The following is an 18,382-nucleotide window of genomic DNA, read 5'->3' on the forward strand; positions in this document are numbered from 1 at the left end:
ATAAAAATTGAAAATACAATATGTCAAATCCGGAATCAAACGTCGATTTTAAATATGTGAGTTACCTTTGGGATGAGGCTGAAGCCGAAAAACTAAAGGGCGATGAAGTAGGCCTGCTGATCTACAGGTCTAATTTGCTGGGGGCCGATTTAAGGCTTACCAATTATGGCGGTGGCAATACCTCGTGCAAGGCCATCACTAAAGATCCGCTTACCGGGCAGGAGGTTGAGGTAATGTGGATCAAAGGTTCGGGCGGTGATATTGGTACGCTTAAAAAAAGCGGACTGGCGGCATTATATGTTGATCGCCTGCGCAGCCTGAAGAATGTATACCGAGGCCTTGATTATGAGGATGAAATGGTAGAACTGTTTAACCATTGCATTTACGATCTTAACTCAAAAGCACCGTCTATCGATACACCTTTGCATGGTTTCCTTCCGTTCAAACATATTGATCACCTGCATCCCGATGCTGCAATTGCTATAGCGGCAGCAAAAGACGGTAAAAAAATAACACAGGAACTTTTTGGCGGTACCATAGGCTGGGTTGAGTGGCAAAAACCGGGTTTCGATCTTGGTTTACAATTGCGCCAGTGTTTGGATGAAAATCCGGGTATCAGGGGCATTATGTTGGGCTCGCACGGGTTGTTTACCTGGGGCGATACCGCTTATGAAAGCTACATCAACACGCTGGAAGTTATTGAGCGTTGTGCCGAGTATCTCGAAGAAAACTACGGTAAAAAAGGCCCTGTTTTCGGCGGACAAAAAATAGAGAGCCTGCCCGAAGCTGACCGTAAAAAGCAGGCTGCTGCTATAGCGCCTATCTTGCGTGGTTTCTGCTCAAGCCAAAAACACATGATCGGTCATTTTACCGATGATACCCGTGTATTGGAATTTATCAACTCTAATGATCTTGATCGCCTGGCACCATTAGGCACCAGCTGCCCCGATCACTTTTTGAGGACAAAGATCAGTCCGCTGGTATTGGAGTTAGCGCCGGGTGAGGACCTGTCGGATATCCAATCTATCAAAGAAAGACTGGCACCTGCTTTTGAGGCATACCGTAAAATGTATACCGATTATTACGAAACCTGCAAGCATCCAAACAGCCCTGCCATACGCGATACCAACCCCGTAATTATACTTTACCCGGGTGTGGGCTTGTTCTCTTTTTCAAAAGATAAACAAACAACGAGGGTAGCGGCCGAGTTTTACATCAACGCTATTAACGTGATGAAGGGTGCCGAGGCTATCTCTGAATATACTTCATTGCCACGTCAGGAAGCTTTCAATATCGAGTACTGGTTGTTGGAAGAGGCCAAGCTGCAACGCATGCCTAAACCGAAAGCCTTATCAGGTAAAATCGCTTTGATAACCGGCAGCGCGGGTGGTATTGGTAAAGCCATTGCCAAAAAGTTTGTAGAAGAAGGCGCTGTAGTGGTGTTAAACGATATGAACGCCGAGCGACTGGAAAGCGCGGGCGAAGAGTTTAAAAAATTATACGGCAAAGATGCTTACGCTACCGCTATATTAGATGTAACCAAGCAAGAGCAGATAGAAGATGCTTTGAGTGCTGCCGCGCTGGCCTTTGGCGGGGTAGATATTGTGGTGAACAACGCCGGTCTGTCTATATCAAAATCAATACTGGATCATACCGAAAAAGATTGGGATCTGTTGTATGATGTATTGGTGAAAGGCCAGTTCTTTGTAACGCAGGCAGCCGTAGCCATACTTAAAAAACAAGCCATTGGTGGCGATGTATTGAATATTGTAAGTAAAAATGCCTTAGTTAGCGGGCCTAACAATGCCGGTTACGGTAGTGCGAAAGCCGCGCAGCTGCACCTGAGCAGGTTAAACGCTGCCGAACTGGGTGCCGATGGTATCCGTGTTAACGTGGTAAACCCAGACGCGGTGATCAGCGACAGTAATATTTGGGCCGGTGGCTGGGCCGAAGGTCGTGCCAAGGCTTACGGTGTTACAGTGGAGGAGCTACCTGCATATTATGCTAAACGCACCCTGCTTAACCAAATTATACTGCCGGAAGATATTGCCAATGCCTGCTTCGTTTTTGTAGGCGGTTTGTTAAGCAAATCAACCGGTAACGCCCTCAATGTTGATGGCGGCGTGGCCATGGCCTTTGTACGATAATTAAAATACAGCAGCAGGCGTAAATGATGGGATGCCTGCTGCTTTACCAATAAATACACTTTAAATGGAATTAGGGAAGCACTTAATAGAAGAACACAATCAATCATTATTAAATACCCATAAACGCAAATTTGATTTTGTGGCCGAAGGTGTAAGTGATGTTGAGGGTGTAATTAAAAAACTAATAGATTTTCAGATAGCTATACCCAGCTGGGCATTAGGCACGGGTGGTACACGTTTCGGTCGTTTTTCGGGTGGCGGCGAGCCGCGTAGCCTGGAAGAGAAGATCGCCGATGTTGGCCTGATCCATGCGCTCAATAAGTCAAGCAATTCCATTTCGCTGCACATTCCGTGGGATATCCCGGAGAATGCCGCTGAAATAAAAGCTTATGCAAGCCACTTCGGTTTACATTTCGACGCGGTAAATTCCAATACTTTTCAAGATCAGCCTTCACAGGCACACAGCTATAAATACGGCTCGCTGCATCATGTAGATAAAGCCGTTCGTCAGCAAGCTATAGAACACAATATCGAAGTAATAAAATATGGTGCCGAGCTCGATTCAAAGGCCCTTTCGGTTTGGTTATCTGATGGTTCAAACTTCCCCGGTCAACTGAATATGCGCGGCGCTTTTGAACGTACGCTGGATAGCCTGCAACATATTTACGAAGCCCTGCCTAACGATTGGAAAGTTTGGGTAGAGTACAAACCTTACGAGCCTAATTTTTACTCGACCACCATTGGCGATTGGGGACAATCGTACCTGCTATCGTCAAAACTGGGCGAAAAAGCGCAAACACTGGTTGATTTGGGTCACCATTTAGGCAGTACCAACATTGAGCAAATTGTATCTCTATTGCTGATGGAAGGCAAACTGGCCGGGTTCCATTTTAACGATTCAAAATACGGCGATGATGACCTTACCGTAGGCAGCATTAACCCCTACCAATTGTTCCTGATCTTTAACGAACTGGTAGAAGGTATGGATGCCCGCGGCATGGACCATGCTACAGCCATCGGGTGGATGATAGATGCATCGCACAACGTGAAAGATCCAATTGAAGACCTGCTGCAATCAGTAGAGGCTATCAAGATCGCCTACGCGCAGGCATTACTGGTTGATCAGCCTGCTTTGGTGCAGGCCCAGCAGGATAATGATGTAGTGCAGGCACAAGAGATTTTACAACAGGCCTACCGCACTGATGTGCGCCCTATACTGGCCGAAGCACGTTTACGTGCAGGCGGCGCTATACAGCCACTGGCCTTGTTCCGTGGCGCGGCGGCACGTAATCAGTTGATACAGGAACGTGGTTTAAAAGCGGTTTCAACGGGTTTATAGCATGCAGGTAACACCGGTTATAGCCATATTTGATGCAGGAAAAACGAACAAGAAACTGTTCCTTTTCGACGAGAACTATAGAATTGTGTACGAAAAATCGGCACGCTTTATAGAAACTGTTGATGAGGATGGTTTCCCTTGCGAAAACCTCGAAAGCCTGCGCTTATCGGTTTTTGATTCGTTGAGCGAAATTTTCAGGTTGAAGCAATTTAAGGTGATGGCCGTAAATTTCAGCACCTATGGCGCCAGTTTTGTGTATGTGGATGAAAACGGCCGCCCGCTAACCCCGCTATACAATTACCTTAAAGAATACCCTGAACACCTAAGCAAGTATCTGTACGATACTTATGGCGGCGAAAGCCAATTCGCGGCAGATACCGCTTCGCCCGTTTTGGGCAGCCTTAATTCGGGCCTGCAATTGTTCCGACTGAAGAATGAGCAACCCGAAAAGTTTGCGCAGTTAAAATACGCGCTGCATTTGCCGCAGTATTTGAGCTTTTTACTATCGGGCAGTTACTATTCGGATATTACCAGCATAGGCTGCCATACCGCTTTATGGAACTTTGATGATAACGATTACCATCAATGGATAAAAAAGGAAGGCATAGCTCCAAAGCTGGCTCCCTTAAAGGATACAGAAGAGGTGCTGGATGCCATCTTCCCCGGTAATGATTACAAAGTGGGCATTGGCCTGCACGATAGTTCGGCAGCGCTTATCCCTTACCTCGTAAGTTTTAGTGAACCCTTTATATTGATCTCTACCGGTACGTGGTGCATCAGCATGAACCCTTTTAACCAGTCGCCATTAACCGGTGATGAACTGAAGGACGATTGCCTGTGCTATTTGCAATACCAGGGCAAGCCCGTAAAAGCCTCGCGCCTGTTTGCCGGTTACGAGCACGAGCAACAGGTAAAACGCATTGCCGAACATTTCGGTGCAGATGTGATCAGGTTCCGGTCTATTCCGTACGATCCGCAGGTGATCGGTAAACTGCAACATCACATCCCGCAAAGCAAGGCTTCTGATCCGCTGCAAAAAGAATCCATATTTAAAACCCGCGACCTCCATATTTTTGAGAACGAAACGGAAGCCTATCATCAGCTGATGCTGGATATTATGCATCAACAAGTACACTCTACCAATCTGGTACTGCAAGGCACAGCCGTAAAACGCATTTTTGTAGATGGCGGCTTCAGCAAGAATGCTGTGTATATGAACCTGCTGTCGGCTGTTTTTCCGGGTGTGGAAGTTTTCGCGGCATCAATGGCGCAGGCTACGGCCATTGGCGCGGCATTAGCCATCCATTCATCGTGGAACACCAAGGCACTGCCCGGAGATATCATCGAACTAAAACATTATTCGCCGGGCAAAGCTGTAACCGTATAGCCGCCGGTACTAACCACTTATACAATTATAATTATGGCAAAACGCATCTGCCTGCTATTGGCTATCTTTTCGGTATCTATAGTCTGTAAAGGCCAGCAAAGGAAGGTTTTGGTTCCGGGCGCTAAGGTTTATACCCCCTTAGAAAAAGGCTTTGCAACACCTCCGGATTCTATCCAAACCAGTATTTACTGGTACTGGATGTCAGACAATCTATCAAAAGAAGGTGTGATCAAAGATTTGCATGCCATGAAATCGGTAGGGATCAACCGTGCGTTTATCGGCAACATAGGTTACGAAACCACGCCCTACGGCAAGGTGAAAATATTTACCGATGAGTGGTGGGATATTTTGCATACGGCTTTAAAAACCGCTACCGAATTGAATATCGAGATCGGTATTTTCAATAGCCCGGGTTGGAGCCAGTCGGGCGGGCCATGGATAAAACCTACGCAGGCCATGCGTTATCTGACCTCGTCAGAAACCCACGCTATTGGTGGAAAAAATATCAGCGTAATGCTTAATAAGCCTGAAGGTGATTTTCAGGATGTGAAGGTTTTAGCGTTCAAAACAATTAAAGATAATAGTATATCGGCACTCAAGCCTACCGTTACCACATCGGTACCGGTAAAAGATATCGCCAATATTGTTGATGGCAACTTATTCAGTTCGGCCATCATCCCCGAATCAAAATCGTTTACTATTGATCTTGAAAGGAAGAAAGATTTTACCGCCCGCAGCCTGGTGATCAACTTTGCCAAACGCTGGATGCGGGCCGATGCCGAGTTGCAGGTTAACGAAAACGGCACCTACAAAACCATCAAAAGCTTTTTGATCGATCGTAGTAACGAAAGCCTTAACGTAGGTTTTGATCCTTATGGTCCGGTGGCTATATCAATTCCGGCTACTACATCAAAGAAATTCAGGCTGGTGCTTAACAACAATTCGGGCCTGGGCATTACCGAACTGCAACTGTCGGGAACGCCGGTGGTTGAGCGTTTTGTTGAAAAAACACTGGGCAAAATGTTTCAAACCCCGCTGCCTTACTGGAACGAGTATCAATGGCCGGCACAGCCTGTGGTGCAGGATAAATCATTAGTTATCGACCCGGCTTCGGTAATTGATGTGAGCCAGTTTATGGCTGCCGATGGTACACTCAAGTGGAAAGCCCCGCAAGGCGACTGGACAATTTTGCGCATGGGGATGTTGCCTACAGGCGTAAAAAATGGGCCTGCATCGCCGGAAGGCACAGGTTTGGAAGTTGATAAAATGAGCAAGGAACATGTGGAAAGCCATTTCCACGGTTTTTTGGGCGAGATAATGAAGCGTGTACCGGCAGAAGACCGCAAAACATGGCGTGTAACGGTAGAAGACAGCTACGAAACCGGCGGCCAAAACTGGACCGACGGGATGATCAGTAAGTTTAAAGCGAACTACGGTTACGACCCTATGCCCTACATGCCGGTTATAAAAGGCTACGTGGTAGGCAGCCAGGATCAGAGCGACCGCTTTTTGTGGGATTTACGCCGCTTTATTGCCGATAGGGTAGCCTATGATTATGTAGGTGGCTTGCGCAATATAAGCCATAAATACGGTTTGCATACCTGGTTGGAAAATTACGGTCACTGGGGTTTCCCGGGAGAGTTTTTGCAATATGGTGGTCAGTCGGACGAGATTGGTGGCGAGTTTTGGAGCGAGGGCGAACTGGGTAATATCGAGAACAGGGCGGCTTCGTCAGCAGCGCACATTTACGGTAAAACCAAGGTTTCGGCCGAATCATTTACAGCCGGTGGCCGTGCTTATGTGCGCTACCCGTACATGATGAAACAACGGGGCGACCGCTTTTTTACCGAGGGCATTAACAATACCCTGCTGCACGTTTTTATTGAGCAGCCTACCGATGATATTGTACCCGGCATTAATGCCAATTTTGGCAGCGAGTTTAACCGCCATAATGTATGGTTCAGCTACCTCGATCTGTTTACAGGCTACCTGAAACGCAGCAACATGATGCTGCAGCAAGGCAAATACGTGGCCGATGTAGCTTACTTTATAGGAGAAGATGCCCCTAAAATGACAGGCATCACCGACCCTAAACTGCCCATAGGTTATGCCTATGATTACATTAATGCCGAAGTGATACACAACCGTGTTAAGATAGTGGATGGCAAAATGGTACTGCCCGATGGCATGACCTATAACCTGTTGGTTTTACCAAAACTGGAAACCATGCGCCCCGAACTGCTGGCCAAAATAACCGAACTGGTAAACGAAGGTGCTAATATATTAGGCCCGGCACCCGAGCGCTCGCCAAGTTTGCAGGGATACCCGCAGGCCGATGCGCAGGTAAAAAAATTGGCCGCCGCGTTATGGGGCAGCGTGAATGGTACTACCGTAAAATCGCGCAGGGTGGGCAAGGGTTTGGTAATGGCCGGTATGGATATGCCTGCCGCTTTGGCTATGCTGAAGATCATCCCCGATTTTAACTTACCTGCCGAGCCGCCTGTGCTGTACATTCACCGTACCACTGCCGATGGTGAAATTTATTTTGTGAGCAATCAAAGCGAAAAAACGATCAGCATAAACCCGGCATTCAGGCTTACAGGCAAACAACCCGAACTATGGGATCCCGTAACAGGAACCACGCGTGTATTGCCCGAGTTTTCACAAAGCGATAATGCTACTACGGTACCGTTAAAGTTAGCGTCGCTGCAAAGCGCGTTCATCGTGTTCCGTAAACCGGTAGAGGCCTTAAACGTTAATCCTGTGAATTTCCCGCAGGAACAAACACTTGCCGAAATTACTACCCCATGGCAGGTAACCTTTGACGCTAAAATGCGCGGCCCTGAAAAAACGGTTGAGTTTAAAACATTGACCGACTGGACAGAATCGGCAGACGAAAACATTAAATATTACTCGGGTACGGCAGTGTACAAAAATAGCTTTAAGATCAAAAAACCTAAAAAGGGCGAACAGATCTACTTAAACCTTACCGATGTAAAAGTAATGGCCAAAATAAAAGTGAACGGAGTTAATGTAGGCGGGGTGTGGACTTACCCGCTTCGCGTGGATATTAGCAACGCGATAAAGAATGGTGATAACACGGTGGAAATTTCGGTAGTGAATACTTGGGTTAACCGCCTCATAGGCGATAGCAAACTGCCCGAAGCGCAACGCAAAACGTGGACAAGCAATAACCCTTACAATCCGAATAGTAACTTAGAACCATCGGGATTGAAAGGCCCGGTTACCGTTACTGCCATCAATTATTAATTAGCCCCAGCATCAAGCGCATGAAACATATTTATATACTGTTATCAGTTTTATTAACCGGCCTGAACGCCATGGCGCAATTGCCGCCCATATTTAACGATCAGCCCAATCGTGTGGCCGATAAGGAAAGCCGGGTACGTGTTTACCTTACCCCACAAAGGGTGCTTTGGCAATCGGATACTACCGGTAAATGGGTAACGGGTGCCAAAAACCTGCTATTGCCGGGCATTGGGCAGGCTGAACTGGTGAACAGCCACATGACGGTTTTAAAGAATAATGGTACAAATCAATCCAGCATCCTGCTTGACTATGGCAAGGAACTCCATGGTGGGATTCAACTGGTAACCGGCATGATGCCACGCGAAGGCGGGGTAAAGGTGCGTATACGTTTTGGTGAATCGGCCAGCGAAGCGATGGCGAATGTTGATACTGTTACCGGTGCAACCAACGACCACGCCGTGCGTGATTTTGTAATTGAAATAGCGAGGGGTGGTATGATGGAATACGGCAATACTGGTTTCCGTTTTGTGCGGATAGACCTGGTTGACCCCAACACCGAACTGTTTTTGAAAGAAGCAAGAGCGATACTGATGTATCGGGATATACCCTATGTGGGCTCATTTAAAAGCAGCGACGAACGCTTAAACAAAATATGGGCTACGGGTGCATACACGGTGCACCTCAACATGCAGCAATACCTTTGGGACGGTATAAAACGCGACAGGCTGGTATGGATAGGGGATATGCACCCCGAAGTGATGACCGTTAATTCGGTATTCGGGTATAACGAGGTAGTGACAAAAAGTTTGGACCTGGTAAAAGGCGAAACTCCGCTGCCCGATTGGATGAACGGCATCAGTTCATACTCCATGTGGTGGGTGATGATTCAGCGCGATTGGTATTATTACCATGGCAACCTCGATTATTTAAAGCAGCAAAAGCCATACTTGGTGGGGCTGCTTAACCAAATGATCAGCAAAATAAAAGGTAACGAAGAAAATTTAGACGGCTGGCGCTTTTTAGACTGGCCAACTTACAGCAACAAACCCGCCATACATGCCGGTTTACAGGCCATGATGGTAATGGCCCTCACTAACGGCGCCGAACTTTGCAAGGTGTTGAACGATGCCGAAACCGCCAAAAAATGCCTGGACGCTGTAGCCAAACTTCGCCAAAGTGTACCTGATGCAGCCGGTAATAAAGAAGCCGCGGCCTTGCTGGCTATGGCCGGTTTAATGCCCGCCGAAAAAGCGAATAAGGAAGTAATAGCTGTGAATGGTACCAAAGGTTTTTCTACTTTTTACGGCTACTACATGCTACAGGCAAAAGCCAAAGCCGGCGATTACCAGGGCGCGGTGGATAATATACGTGACTACTGGGGAGCCATGCTCGACTTAGGCGCTACCACCTTTTGGGAAGATTTTGATCTCGACTGGATGAAGAACGCCGCCCGTATAGATGAGCTTGTTCCTCCCGGAAAAGTGGATGTGCATGCCCGTTATGGCAATTTCAGTTATACCAAGTTGAGACATAGCCTGTCGCATGGCTGGTCGTCGGGGCCAACTTCGTGGCTGACCGAGCATGTTTTGGGCGTGCAGGTAATGGCGCCGGGCTGCAAGGTGATCAAAATAACACCGCACCTTGCCGATCTGAAATTTGTGGAGGGTAGCTTCCCTACACCTTATGGCGCGGTGAAAATTAAACACACCAAACTGGCCAACGGCACCATCAAAACCGATATACAGGCACCTAAAGAAGTAAAAGTAATCAGGTAAAAAGCAAGCGGAGCTATTGTAAATTAATTTAACTTTATCGTTTGGCGCAATGCCATTAATTTAATCAACTCACCCCGACAGCGCTACGCTGGTCGACCCTCTCTGCTACGCAAAGAGGGTGAAAAAAGCAAAAAACCTTCTTTGCGTAGCAGAGAAGGTGGTCGGGCGAAGCTAAGACCGGATGAGTGAAATTATTGCAGAAGCTTAACGGAATTGGGCTTTGGCGAATGAGGAGGGAGATAAAATAACAATAGCATTAAACGAATGAAGAATTACTTAAAGATAGTATCGATAGATGAAAACTCTATTACCCCTAAATACATTCAGATTGTAAATTCTATACTGCGGGCTATTGAGGCGGGCAAAATAGAAAAGGACGAGATACTGCCGTCCATTTATGATTTCAGCATCGCTTTAGAAACCTCGCGCAATACCATCGAGCGCGCTTATAAAGAACTTAAAAAGCTCAATATCGTTAAATCGGTAACCGGCAAGGGGTACTTTATCGCCGAAACACAGTTCAATCAGCCCATAAAAGTGCTACTGTTATTTAACAAGTTAAGCAGCCATAAAAAGATCATGTATGATGCTTTTGCATCTACATTGGGCAACAACGCCGCTATCGATTTCTACATTTATAACAGCGACCTGCTGCTGTTTAAAAAGCTGATTCAGGATAAAATAAACGACTACAATAAACTGGTAGTAATACCCCATTTTATTGATAAGCCTGAGAATGCCTACAGTGTGATCAATGCCTTCCCGAAGGATAAACTGATACTGATGGATAAGCTGGAAAAAGGCGTAACCGGCGAATTTGGCGCGGTGTATGAAGATTTTGAGCTGGATATTTATAACGCCCTTAAAGAACTGCTTCCGCAGTTGAGCAAGTATAGTACCGTCAAGATCATCTTCCCCGAGCATTCTTATTATTCAAAGGAGATACTTACCGGCTTTACCAAATTTTGTACCCGCTACGCGTTCGATTACGAAGTGATCAACTCTTTAGAGAACGAAACCATCAGCAAGGGCAACGTATACATCAACCTTATTGAAGACCATTTGGTGCAGCTGATAGAAAAAATAATGCACGACAAACTGGAAGTAGGTGTGGATGTGGGCGTAATCTCCTACAACGAAACCCCGGTTAAAAAGATCATCCTCAACGGCATCACCACCATCTCCACCGATTTTAAACAAATGGGTGAGAAGACGGCCGAGTTAGTACTTAATAGCTCTACCGAGCATATCGCTATACCTTTCAGGGTAACGCTGAGGAACTCGTTGTAAGAAAATCTTTTACAACTTTTTAAAAGTTGTAAAAGCTAAAAAGTTCCCCCTCCGTAAATATTTCCTTACATACCGCATCCCAATGGTTTTATCATTATTTTTAATGTTGACTAACAAGCCATTATCATGCAAACTAAAACCCGGTCGTTAATAATCGCAGTGTTTCTTATTGCCATCAGCTTTTTTATCAATGCCTTCCAGGTAGATAAAAAGGCGATGCCTCCTCAACCTGTAAAGGCGGTAAGCGCGGTTAGTTTTTTGAATAGTATTGGGGTGAATTCGGCTATCTCCACCCGTGGCGAATCGTTGAACAAAACCATAGAGATCACCAGGTATTTAGGCGTGCGGTGGATCAGGTCGGGGTATGAGGGAAATGTTCCGCTTAAGGATATGATAGCCTTGCATCAACAAAACGGTATAAAATTCAGCTACGGATTACTAAGTGGCGGTGCCGACATTCCATTATTGTTGGAAGGTGGCCGGAAACTGGCCGCGACCGGTGCATTATTGGCGTTCGAGGGCGCTAACGAGCCCAATAACTGGGGTTTAACTTACAAAGGCAAAAAAGGTGGGAGGGATGAATCGTGGTTGCCCGTAGCCGAATTGCACCGGGACCTGTACGCAGCCGTAAAGAAAGACGCTACCCTCAAAGCATACCCTGTATGGAGCATCAGTGAAAACGGCGCGCAAACCGATAATGTAGGGCTCCAATATTTAGAGATCCCCAAAGGCGCAAAGGCATTAATGCCCGATGGTACCCGGTATGCCGATTTTGCAAATTGCCACAACTATTTCATTCATCCATCCAATCCCGGCCTGTACGATAACCAAACCTGGAATGCTGCCGATCCATCCAAACTGTGTAAGGTAGATGGCCTGTATGGTAATTATGGCAATACATGGCGCGGTAAATTTGCAGGTTATAAAGAGGAGCAATTAGCCAAGCTGCCCAAAGTAACTACCGAGACCGGTGCTGCTATAGGCGGCGACTTCACCGAAGAAAAGCAGGCTTGCATGTTCATGAACCTTTACCTGGCGCAGTTTGCCCGCGGCTGGAGCTATACGGCTTTGTACCTGCTCCGCGATCGCAGCGATGAAGCCGGTAACCAGCAGTTCGGGTTTTACAAGCCTGATTATACGCCGCGCAAAGCGGCGCTTTATATGCACAACTTTTCCACTATACTTGCCGATAATAAATCCGTTGCCAAACCCGCAACGTTAGGTTATGCCATCCCCAACTTGCCCGAAACTGTACATCACCTGCTGCTGCAAAAAAGCAATGGGAAATTCAACCTCATTGTTTGGGGCGAAAAGGTAAAGGGTACCGATGAGGTGACTGTAGTGTTAGGCAAAACCTTTGCCGTTGTAAAAGTATTTGACCCTACAATTGGCATTAATGCCACGCAAACCCTGAAAAATACAGCTTCGGTACCGCTTACTTTGAGTGATCACCCGCTGATCATCGAACTATAATTACTGCCCGAATTGAGTAAGGTGGTGGTTGATGTGCTTATAAAACATATTGTTCCATTCCTGTATGCTCAAGGGGCCGAACGAATGTGATTCGCGGCCGTCGAAATGGCTTTCGCCGAGTTCCTGTGTTTTTTGGATATAACTTATCAAGCGGCTCTTTTCTTTATCAAAGTTTACATAGCCGGTAATTACAAACGCGGGCGCGGTTTTGCTGTTCCGTTTGTAGGGCGTTTCGCTTACCACCATGTTTTTTGCCATCGCCTTTATAATAAACCTCATTAAAGCACCTGGTTTTGGATGTTTTTCGGGCTCATAAACCATTTCGTACGCAACACAACAGTGCGCCAGCATTTGCGAAACACTCATTTTACCCCATTGTGGTTGAGTGGTAGGGGTAAGCCGGTTAATGCGCTCGATAACGCCATCGGCTACAGGTTTTGTAAAAATATTGGGTAAGGCCATTATGTTTGTTTGGTAGTGATCAGTAAATAAAAAAGGGAGACGGTGTTGTAACGACAGGTGTTGGAAAGACCATGTGTCATCTCGACCGTAGGGAGAGATCTTCTTCGCCATGCATGTCTGCTACATACTTGGAGTAGAAGATTTCTCCTCGTTCCTCGTTCGAAATGACACCTTTTATCTTTCTAACAGCTGCTGTGTTGTAACGACCGCCTCCCGCAAATATAACAAAGCCAACTTAAACAAAAGCTTATCAAAACATTATACTCCCGGTGGCGGGCCACCCTCTGGGCGCATGCCGCCACCACCCGGTCCGCCCGGGCCACCATCCGGTGGGCCGGGTCTTTTACCTGCAAATTTTTGCAGGCGCAGGGTGAAACTTAACAAAAAGTATCGGCCTAACTTGTTGCTGTTTGTTTGGGTAATGTAACTGCCCGATGGGGTATTGCTAAATGCTGTATTCTGGTTAAACAAGTCGTAGGCCGCCAAGCGTATTGTCCCGGTGTTTTGTTTAAGAAAGCGGCGTTCTACATAAGCGTTTAACACGTTTGGATTAGTTGCCCCTGTGTAGCCTTTGTATATGATCTTGGTATAATCATAGCTCAATGTCCAGTCTTTCCATAAGTAGTTTTTGCCGTTAACCCCTAAATTTATGGTACTGAACCTGTTGTTCACATTGGCCTGGGCTATGGAGTTGCTGGTATTGGTAAGGCTGTAGCTGCCGTTAAGCTCGGCATCAATAATATCGGTAAGGTCGGTACGGAAACGCAGGCCTTGTGTTAGCACCAAACTTTTGGCAATATTTTTTTGCGAGGTCATGGCGTAAGTATCGGCATCAATATTACTGATGTACGATATGTTGTTGTTATAACTCACATTACCGTTGAAAGACAGGGTGTACTTACGCTTTTCAAAAGGTTTTGAGTAAGTGTACGATCCCGATCCGCTGTAAAAGCCATCTGCATTGAGGTACTGTGTTAATATGGTACCTGCCAGCTTGCTATCCGGCGCATAAAGTTTTGGATAGGTGATCGTGTTGGCCACTATCTTGTTGTCCGTTTTGGTAAACGACAGGTTGGTGAACAACACATTCCCGCTTTCAAAATTGAATTTATTGTACCGGATAGAAAGATTGTTGTTAAACTCCGGTTTCAGGTCGGCATTACCCTGTGTTGGGTACGATGCATTGGAGAAATCAGTAACGGGCTGTAATACCGAGTACGATGGTTGGTTACTTGCCCCGCTGTAGTTTAAACCAAGCGACTGGCTCCGCGAAAAATTATAGATGAACCTCGCGCTTGGCGCTATGTTAAAAGTAGTTACGTGGGTTTGCACACCTGTGGTAACCGAGTTGCCGTTAAGCGTGGTGGGTTGCGCGGCTATGCCCAAAGTATAGTTGTACTTTTTATCTATGAAGCGATAATTAAGCCCGAAACGGTTGGTAATGAAAGCGAAATTATAATTGTTACTCAGCAAACCGTAACGGTCTAACTGGTTGGTCGCGAGGTTAAGCGTATCCGTAGCCTTGTCAGATGTGGTGTAGGCGTAATGATAAGCATAGTTGGCCTCCAAAAAAGATTTTGTGCTTAACGGTTCCATGTATGATAATGCCGCGCCTACGCTGTCCAACTTAACATCGGTGTTGATCTGCTGGTTCAGCGGGGTGTTTGCTATGCCCGATGTATAAGTATAAACCGGGTTTTGGTACTTGTTTACATCGGCACGGCCACCGCTGATGTTTACGCTGAAGTTACGGCCGGTGGTATTAAATTTATGGTTGTACAACAGGTTAGCGCCGTAATTTGGCGATGATGAATTACTGATGGAGTTGAAATTATAATCGGTAATGGTTTCACCGTTGCGTATCAAATTGCTCGATCCGCTTTGGTCGGTATTTACACCGGCATAAGTTACCGTTGGGGTAAACTTTAAATAGTTGGCAGCATCGGGTTTGTACTCAATGTTAAAGTTGAAGCGGTGGTTCTTTTTGCTGTCGGTTTGGTTGCTGCCAATGTTGTTTACGCTTGGGTCGGTTAACGAGGTGTTGGTTTGTATAGTTGAACTTAGCGTATTCACCGTATTGTCCGAAAAGCTGTAGCTGCCATAGGCACTCACGGTTTTACTCCATTGATCGCGGTAGTTAAAGCCTAATGAACGCGCTGTGGTAATACCACCCGAAGATGCACTCGCGCCATCCTGCTGACGCCCGCCCGGTCCGCCGGAGCGTGGCCCGCCTCCGCCAAAGGTAAACAGGTTGGTATTGGTGTTGTTGAGATTACCCAAAAAGGCCAGCTGCCTGTCGCCATTAAAACTGAACACATTGGCCGATGCCACGTAACGATTGGCTTCATCCTTACTTAATACACCCTGCTGCGCGTCGGCACCTTCGCCAAAACTGGTTTGGCCAAAGTAACCGTAGTTTTTATCGGCTTTAACGGTAATGTTCAGCACCTTTTCAGATTCCCCGGTTTTTAGCCCTGTCAGGTTGGCCTGGTCGCCGTAATCATCAATGATCTGTATATTCTGTATAATATCGGCAGGCAGGTTTTGGGTAGCGGTTTTAACATCGCCGCCAAAAAAATCCTTACCGTTTACCCTTACTTTGGTAACGCTTTTGCCCTGCGCGGTAACGTTGCCGCTTTTATCCACCTCTACACCGGGCAGCTTTTTCAGTACATCTTCAACCGGCGCGCCATCGCGTACTTTGTAGGCTGCGGCATTGTACTCTACCGTATCTTCCTTTATTTTAACGGGTGTTACTTCAACAATATTTACCCCGGCAAGCAGCTTGCTTTCGGTGGCCAGTACCATGTTGCCCAGCGCGGTTTGCCCGCTGCTGATAACTATGCTTTTCTTTAAAGTTTGGTAACCTATGGATTGTATTTGCAAATTATAAGTGCCTGTAGCTGTCGCCTTAATGCTGAACTGGCCGTTTATATCGGCAGCCGTCAGCACGGTATCCTTCGCCGAAATAAGCTTTACTGTAGAGCCCGGCAGGGTAGTGCCGGTAGAATCTTTTACCGTGCCGGTAACTATATAATTTGATTGCGCGTATGTGCCCCCCGCCGTTAAGGCGAGCAAAATAAGGGCACAAAAAAGCCTGTATATTTTCATAAATATATTTTAAAGGGTGATCGGAAAATTGTGTGTTATCTAATTATGCAACCATAGATCAGGTGATATCGATGGTGAGTTCGGCGGTAAACAGTATGCCGTCGTTTGTTATTTTCAGTTCGTGTTTATCGGGATAAAGTATGGCCAGCCGTCGCTGCATGTTCTTTAGCCCTATGCCCGATGTATTGTCGGTATTCCTGTCGTCGTTATTAATATTGTTCATCACCCTGAAGCATAATTTATTGCCGGGCAATATTCTGAGCATGATAAATATCGATACCATATCGGCCGAACCGGTGCCGTGTTTAAAGGCGTTCTCCACTAACGAGATAAGCAGCATCGGGCCAATTTGAATACCATCATACTTGTCGTCAAAATCGAGCTTTACAATTACCTCGTTGCCAAAACGCAGCATTTGCAGGTCGATGTAGCTTTTCAGGTAATCTACCTCTTTGGTCAAAGCCACTTTGTTGTCATCGCTCTCGTAAAGCATGTAGCGCATCAGTTGCGACAGGTTAACGATGGCGGGTTCCAGATGGTCCGATTTTTTGCGGGCCAGCGAGGTAAGGTTATTCAATATATTGAACAGGAAATGCGGGTTGATCTGCGAGCGTAAAAAGTTAAGTTCGGTACGCAGGTGAATGGTTTCGCGTTCTTTCAGCATTTGCTGGCGCGATGCGTTCTCCATTAAAATGCGATAGCAAAAGCTGCACAGTATAGCTATCATGGGCGAAAATACGGGGATGAAAGCTCCCGGGCCGCCACCCATGCGCCTGCCGAAGCCGGGTTTGCCGTTAGGTGCGTATCCCGGCCCTTGTAAACTATCGCGAAAGCCGCGTGCAAACTCATGCGGAGGGTGCGGTGGTTCGGTGCGTAAAAAGAACCACCATAGCCAGTAAGCGCTTAACAGGGCCGCCAAACCAATGGTATATACAGCCCAGCCTTTATTGGTGAGTAAGGGGTATACAAAATAAGTATGTATGTAAAACATCACCAGCAACAATGTATTGGAGATGAGTATTTGCGTAATAAAATGATGGCGCATGGCATCGGGTATGTTTGCCGGGCCGCTTACAAAAGGCAGCACCAGCAGCAGGAACCAAACCAGCAACGGAATGATGTTATAGAACCACGGCCTGAACACTAATTTATTCATATAACAAAGGAATGAATTAAACAAGCCAAAAACCAAAACACTCGACGAGTGAGCACATTGTGGCGACGAACGCGTTAAATAATGTTAAAATACCTGTTAATGTAAAGCAAACCCTGTTACTTTGATTGCAAACACCACACCCTTTTTTTGGAGGCCGATATGCGTTGTATAATTATTGATGATGAGCCACTGGCGCTTGAGTTACTGGAAGATAACATTAAAAAAATTGACCGCCTTGAATTGGTAGCCAGTTGCCGCTCGGCAGCGCAGGCCATGCAGGTAATGCACGAGCAACAGGTTGATCTTATTTTTTGCGATATACAGATGCCGGGCATTACCGGCCTGCAATTGGTGAAAAGCCTGTCGCAAAAACCCATGATCATTTTTATAACGGCCTACCAGGAGTTTGCCATGGATGGCTTTGAGCTTGACGTGGTTGATTACCTGCTGAAGCCCGTACCGCTGGAACGCTTTTTAAAAGCCTGCAACAAAGCCCTGCATTTATTTGATATGCAAAGCCGCACACAGGTAACCGAAACCGGTAAAACACGCGGCCACCTGTTTGTGCATGCCGACTATAACCTTATCCGCATAAGTCATGATGAGATCACTTATATAGAAGGTTTGAAAGATTACGTGAAGCTGTTCCGTAAAGACCAACCAAAGCCGCTGCTGTCGCGCATTACTATTAAGGCTTTGGAAGAGCAACTGCCGGCCAACCAGTTTTTCCGTACGCACAAGTCATACATCGTAAACCTGGGTTATATCCAATCTATCCGCAAGGGGCGTATTAAACTGGAGGGTGCCGAGGTGCCTTACAGCGAAAATTATAAAGAGGTAATTGACCGTATGATCGGCAAAGCCGTTTAAAAACTTCGGCACAAGTAGCGTTTTGGTCTACATATTACGGGTGCTTATCTCATTTATTTTATAACAGGTAGGCTTACATGCAACTTAGGGCATTCCCCTTAA

The 18,382-nt window shown here is 46.4% G+C and carries 11 protein-coding genes; 8 read left to right on the forward strand and 3 right to left on the reverse strand.

All coding sequences use genetic code 11. The features are described 5' to 3' along the window. Nucleotides 1–20: 20 nt before the first annotated feature. The 7 genes from AC07NA_RS10310 to AC07NA_RS10340 all read left to right on the forward strand — a co-directional run bounded on the left by AC07NA_RS10310 (nt 21) and on the right by AC07NA_RS10340 (nt 12,681). Nucleotides 21–2,147 carry a bifunctional aldolase/short-chain dehydrogenase gene (locus AC07NA_RS10310; protein ID WP_494897492.1) on the forward strand — a complete coding sequence of 709 codons (2,127 nt, stop codon included), beginning with the start codon at nt 21–23 and terminating at the stop codon, nt 2,145–2,147. A 64-nt stretch (nt 2,148–2,211) separates the two neighbouring features. Further along, a complete protein-coding gene (locus AC07NA_RS10315) occupies nt 2,212–3,486 on the forward strand; it encodes a sugar isomerase (RefSeq protein ID WP_494897493.1) in 1,275 nt (424 codons plus the stop codon). Nucleotide 3,487: 1 nt separating this feature from the next. After that, nucleotides 3,488–4,873, forward strand: coding sequence for an FGGY-family carbohydrate kinase (locus AC07NA_RS10320; protein WP_494897494.1), 1,386 nt, complete (start codon nt 3,488–3,490; stop codon nt 4,871–4,873). 33 nt (nt 4,874–4,906) lie between these two features. Continuing rightward, entirely contained in the window at nt 4,907–8,143 is a 3,237-nt protein-coding gene (locus AC07NA_RS10325; RefSeq protein ID WP_494897495.1) for a glycosyl hydrolase, read from the forward strand. Between the two features lie 20 nt (nt 8,144–8,163). Further along, on the forward strand, nt 8,164–9,918 hold the full coding sequence (locus tag AC07NA_RS10330; protein ID WP_494897496.1) for an alpha-L-rhamnosidase-related protein: 1,755 nt from the start codon (nt 8,164–8,166) through the stop codon (nt 9,916–9,918). A 264-nt stretch (nt 9,919–10,182) separates the two neighbouring features. Beyond that, entirely contained in the window at nt 10,183–11,208 is a 1,026-nt protein-coding gene (locus tag AC07NA_RS10335; RefSeq protein WP_345209970.1) for a GntR family transcriptional regulator, read from the forward strand. Between the two features lie 126 nt (nt 11,209–11,334). Continuing rightward, a complete protein-coding gene (locus AC07NA_RS10340) occupies nt 11,335–12,681 on the forward strand; it encodes a hypothetical protein (RefSeq protein WP_494897497.1) in 1,347 nt (448 codons plus the stop codon). Here AC07NA_RS10340 and AC07NA_RS10345 read toward each other — a convergent pair whose 3' ends face one another. From AC07NA_RS10345 to AC07NA_RS10355, 3 genes are all read right to left on the reverse strand, one after another. Continuing rightward, nucleotides 12,682–13,143 (reverse strand): DUF1569 domain-containing protein, encoded by a 462-nt coding sequence (locus AC07NA_RS10345; RefSeq protein ID WP_494897498.1) that lies wholly within the window; start codon nt 13,141–13,143, stop codon nt 12,682–12,684. A 258-nt stretch (nt 13,144–13,401) separates the two neighbouring features. Continuing rightward, entirely contained in the window at nt 13,402–16,254 is a 2,853-nt protein-coding gene (locus tag AC07NA_RS10350) for a TonB-dependent receptor (RefSeq protein WP_494897499.1), read from the reverse strand. Between the two features lie 58 nt (nt 16,255–16,312). Then, complete coding sequence (locus AC07NA_RS10355) at nt 16,313–17,410, reverse strand: sensor histidine kinase (RefSeq protein ID WP_494897500.1); 1,098 nt, start codon at nt 17,408–17,410, stop codon at nt 16,313–16,315. A gap of 159 nt (nt 17,411–17,569) precedes the next feature. Here AC07NA_RS10355 and AC07NA_RS10360 point away from each other — a divergent pair, with 159 nt between their 5' ends. Beyond that, entirely contained in the window at nt 17,570–18,280 is a 711-nt protein-coding gene (locus AC07NA_RS10360; protein ID WP_345209966.1) for a LytR/AlgR family response regulator transcription factor, read from the forward strand. Nucleotides 18,281–18,382: the final 102 nt, after the last annotated feature.

The organism is Mucilaginibacter sp. GW821-FHT07G05 (genome assembly GCF_059418565.1).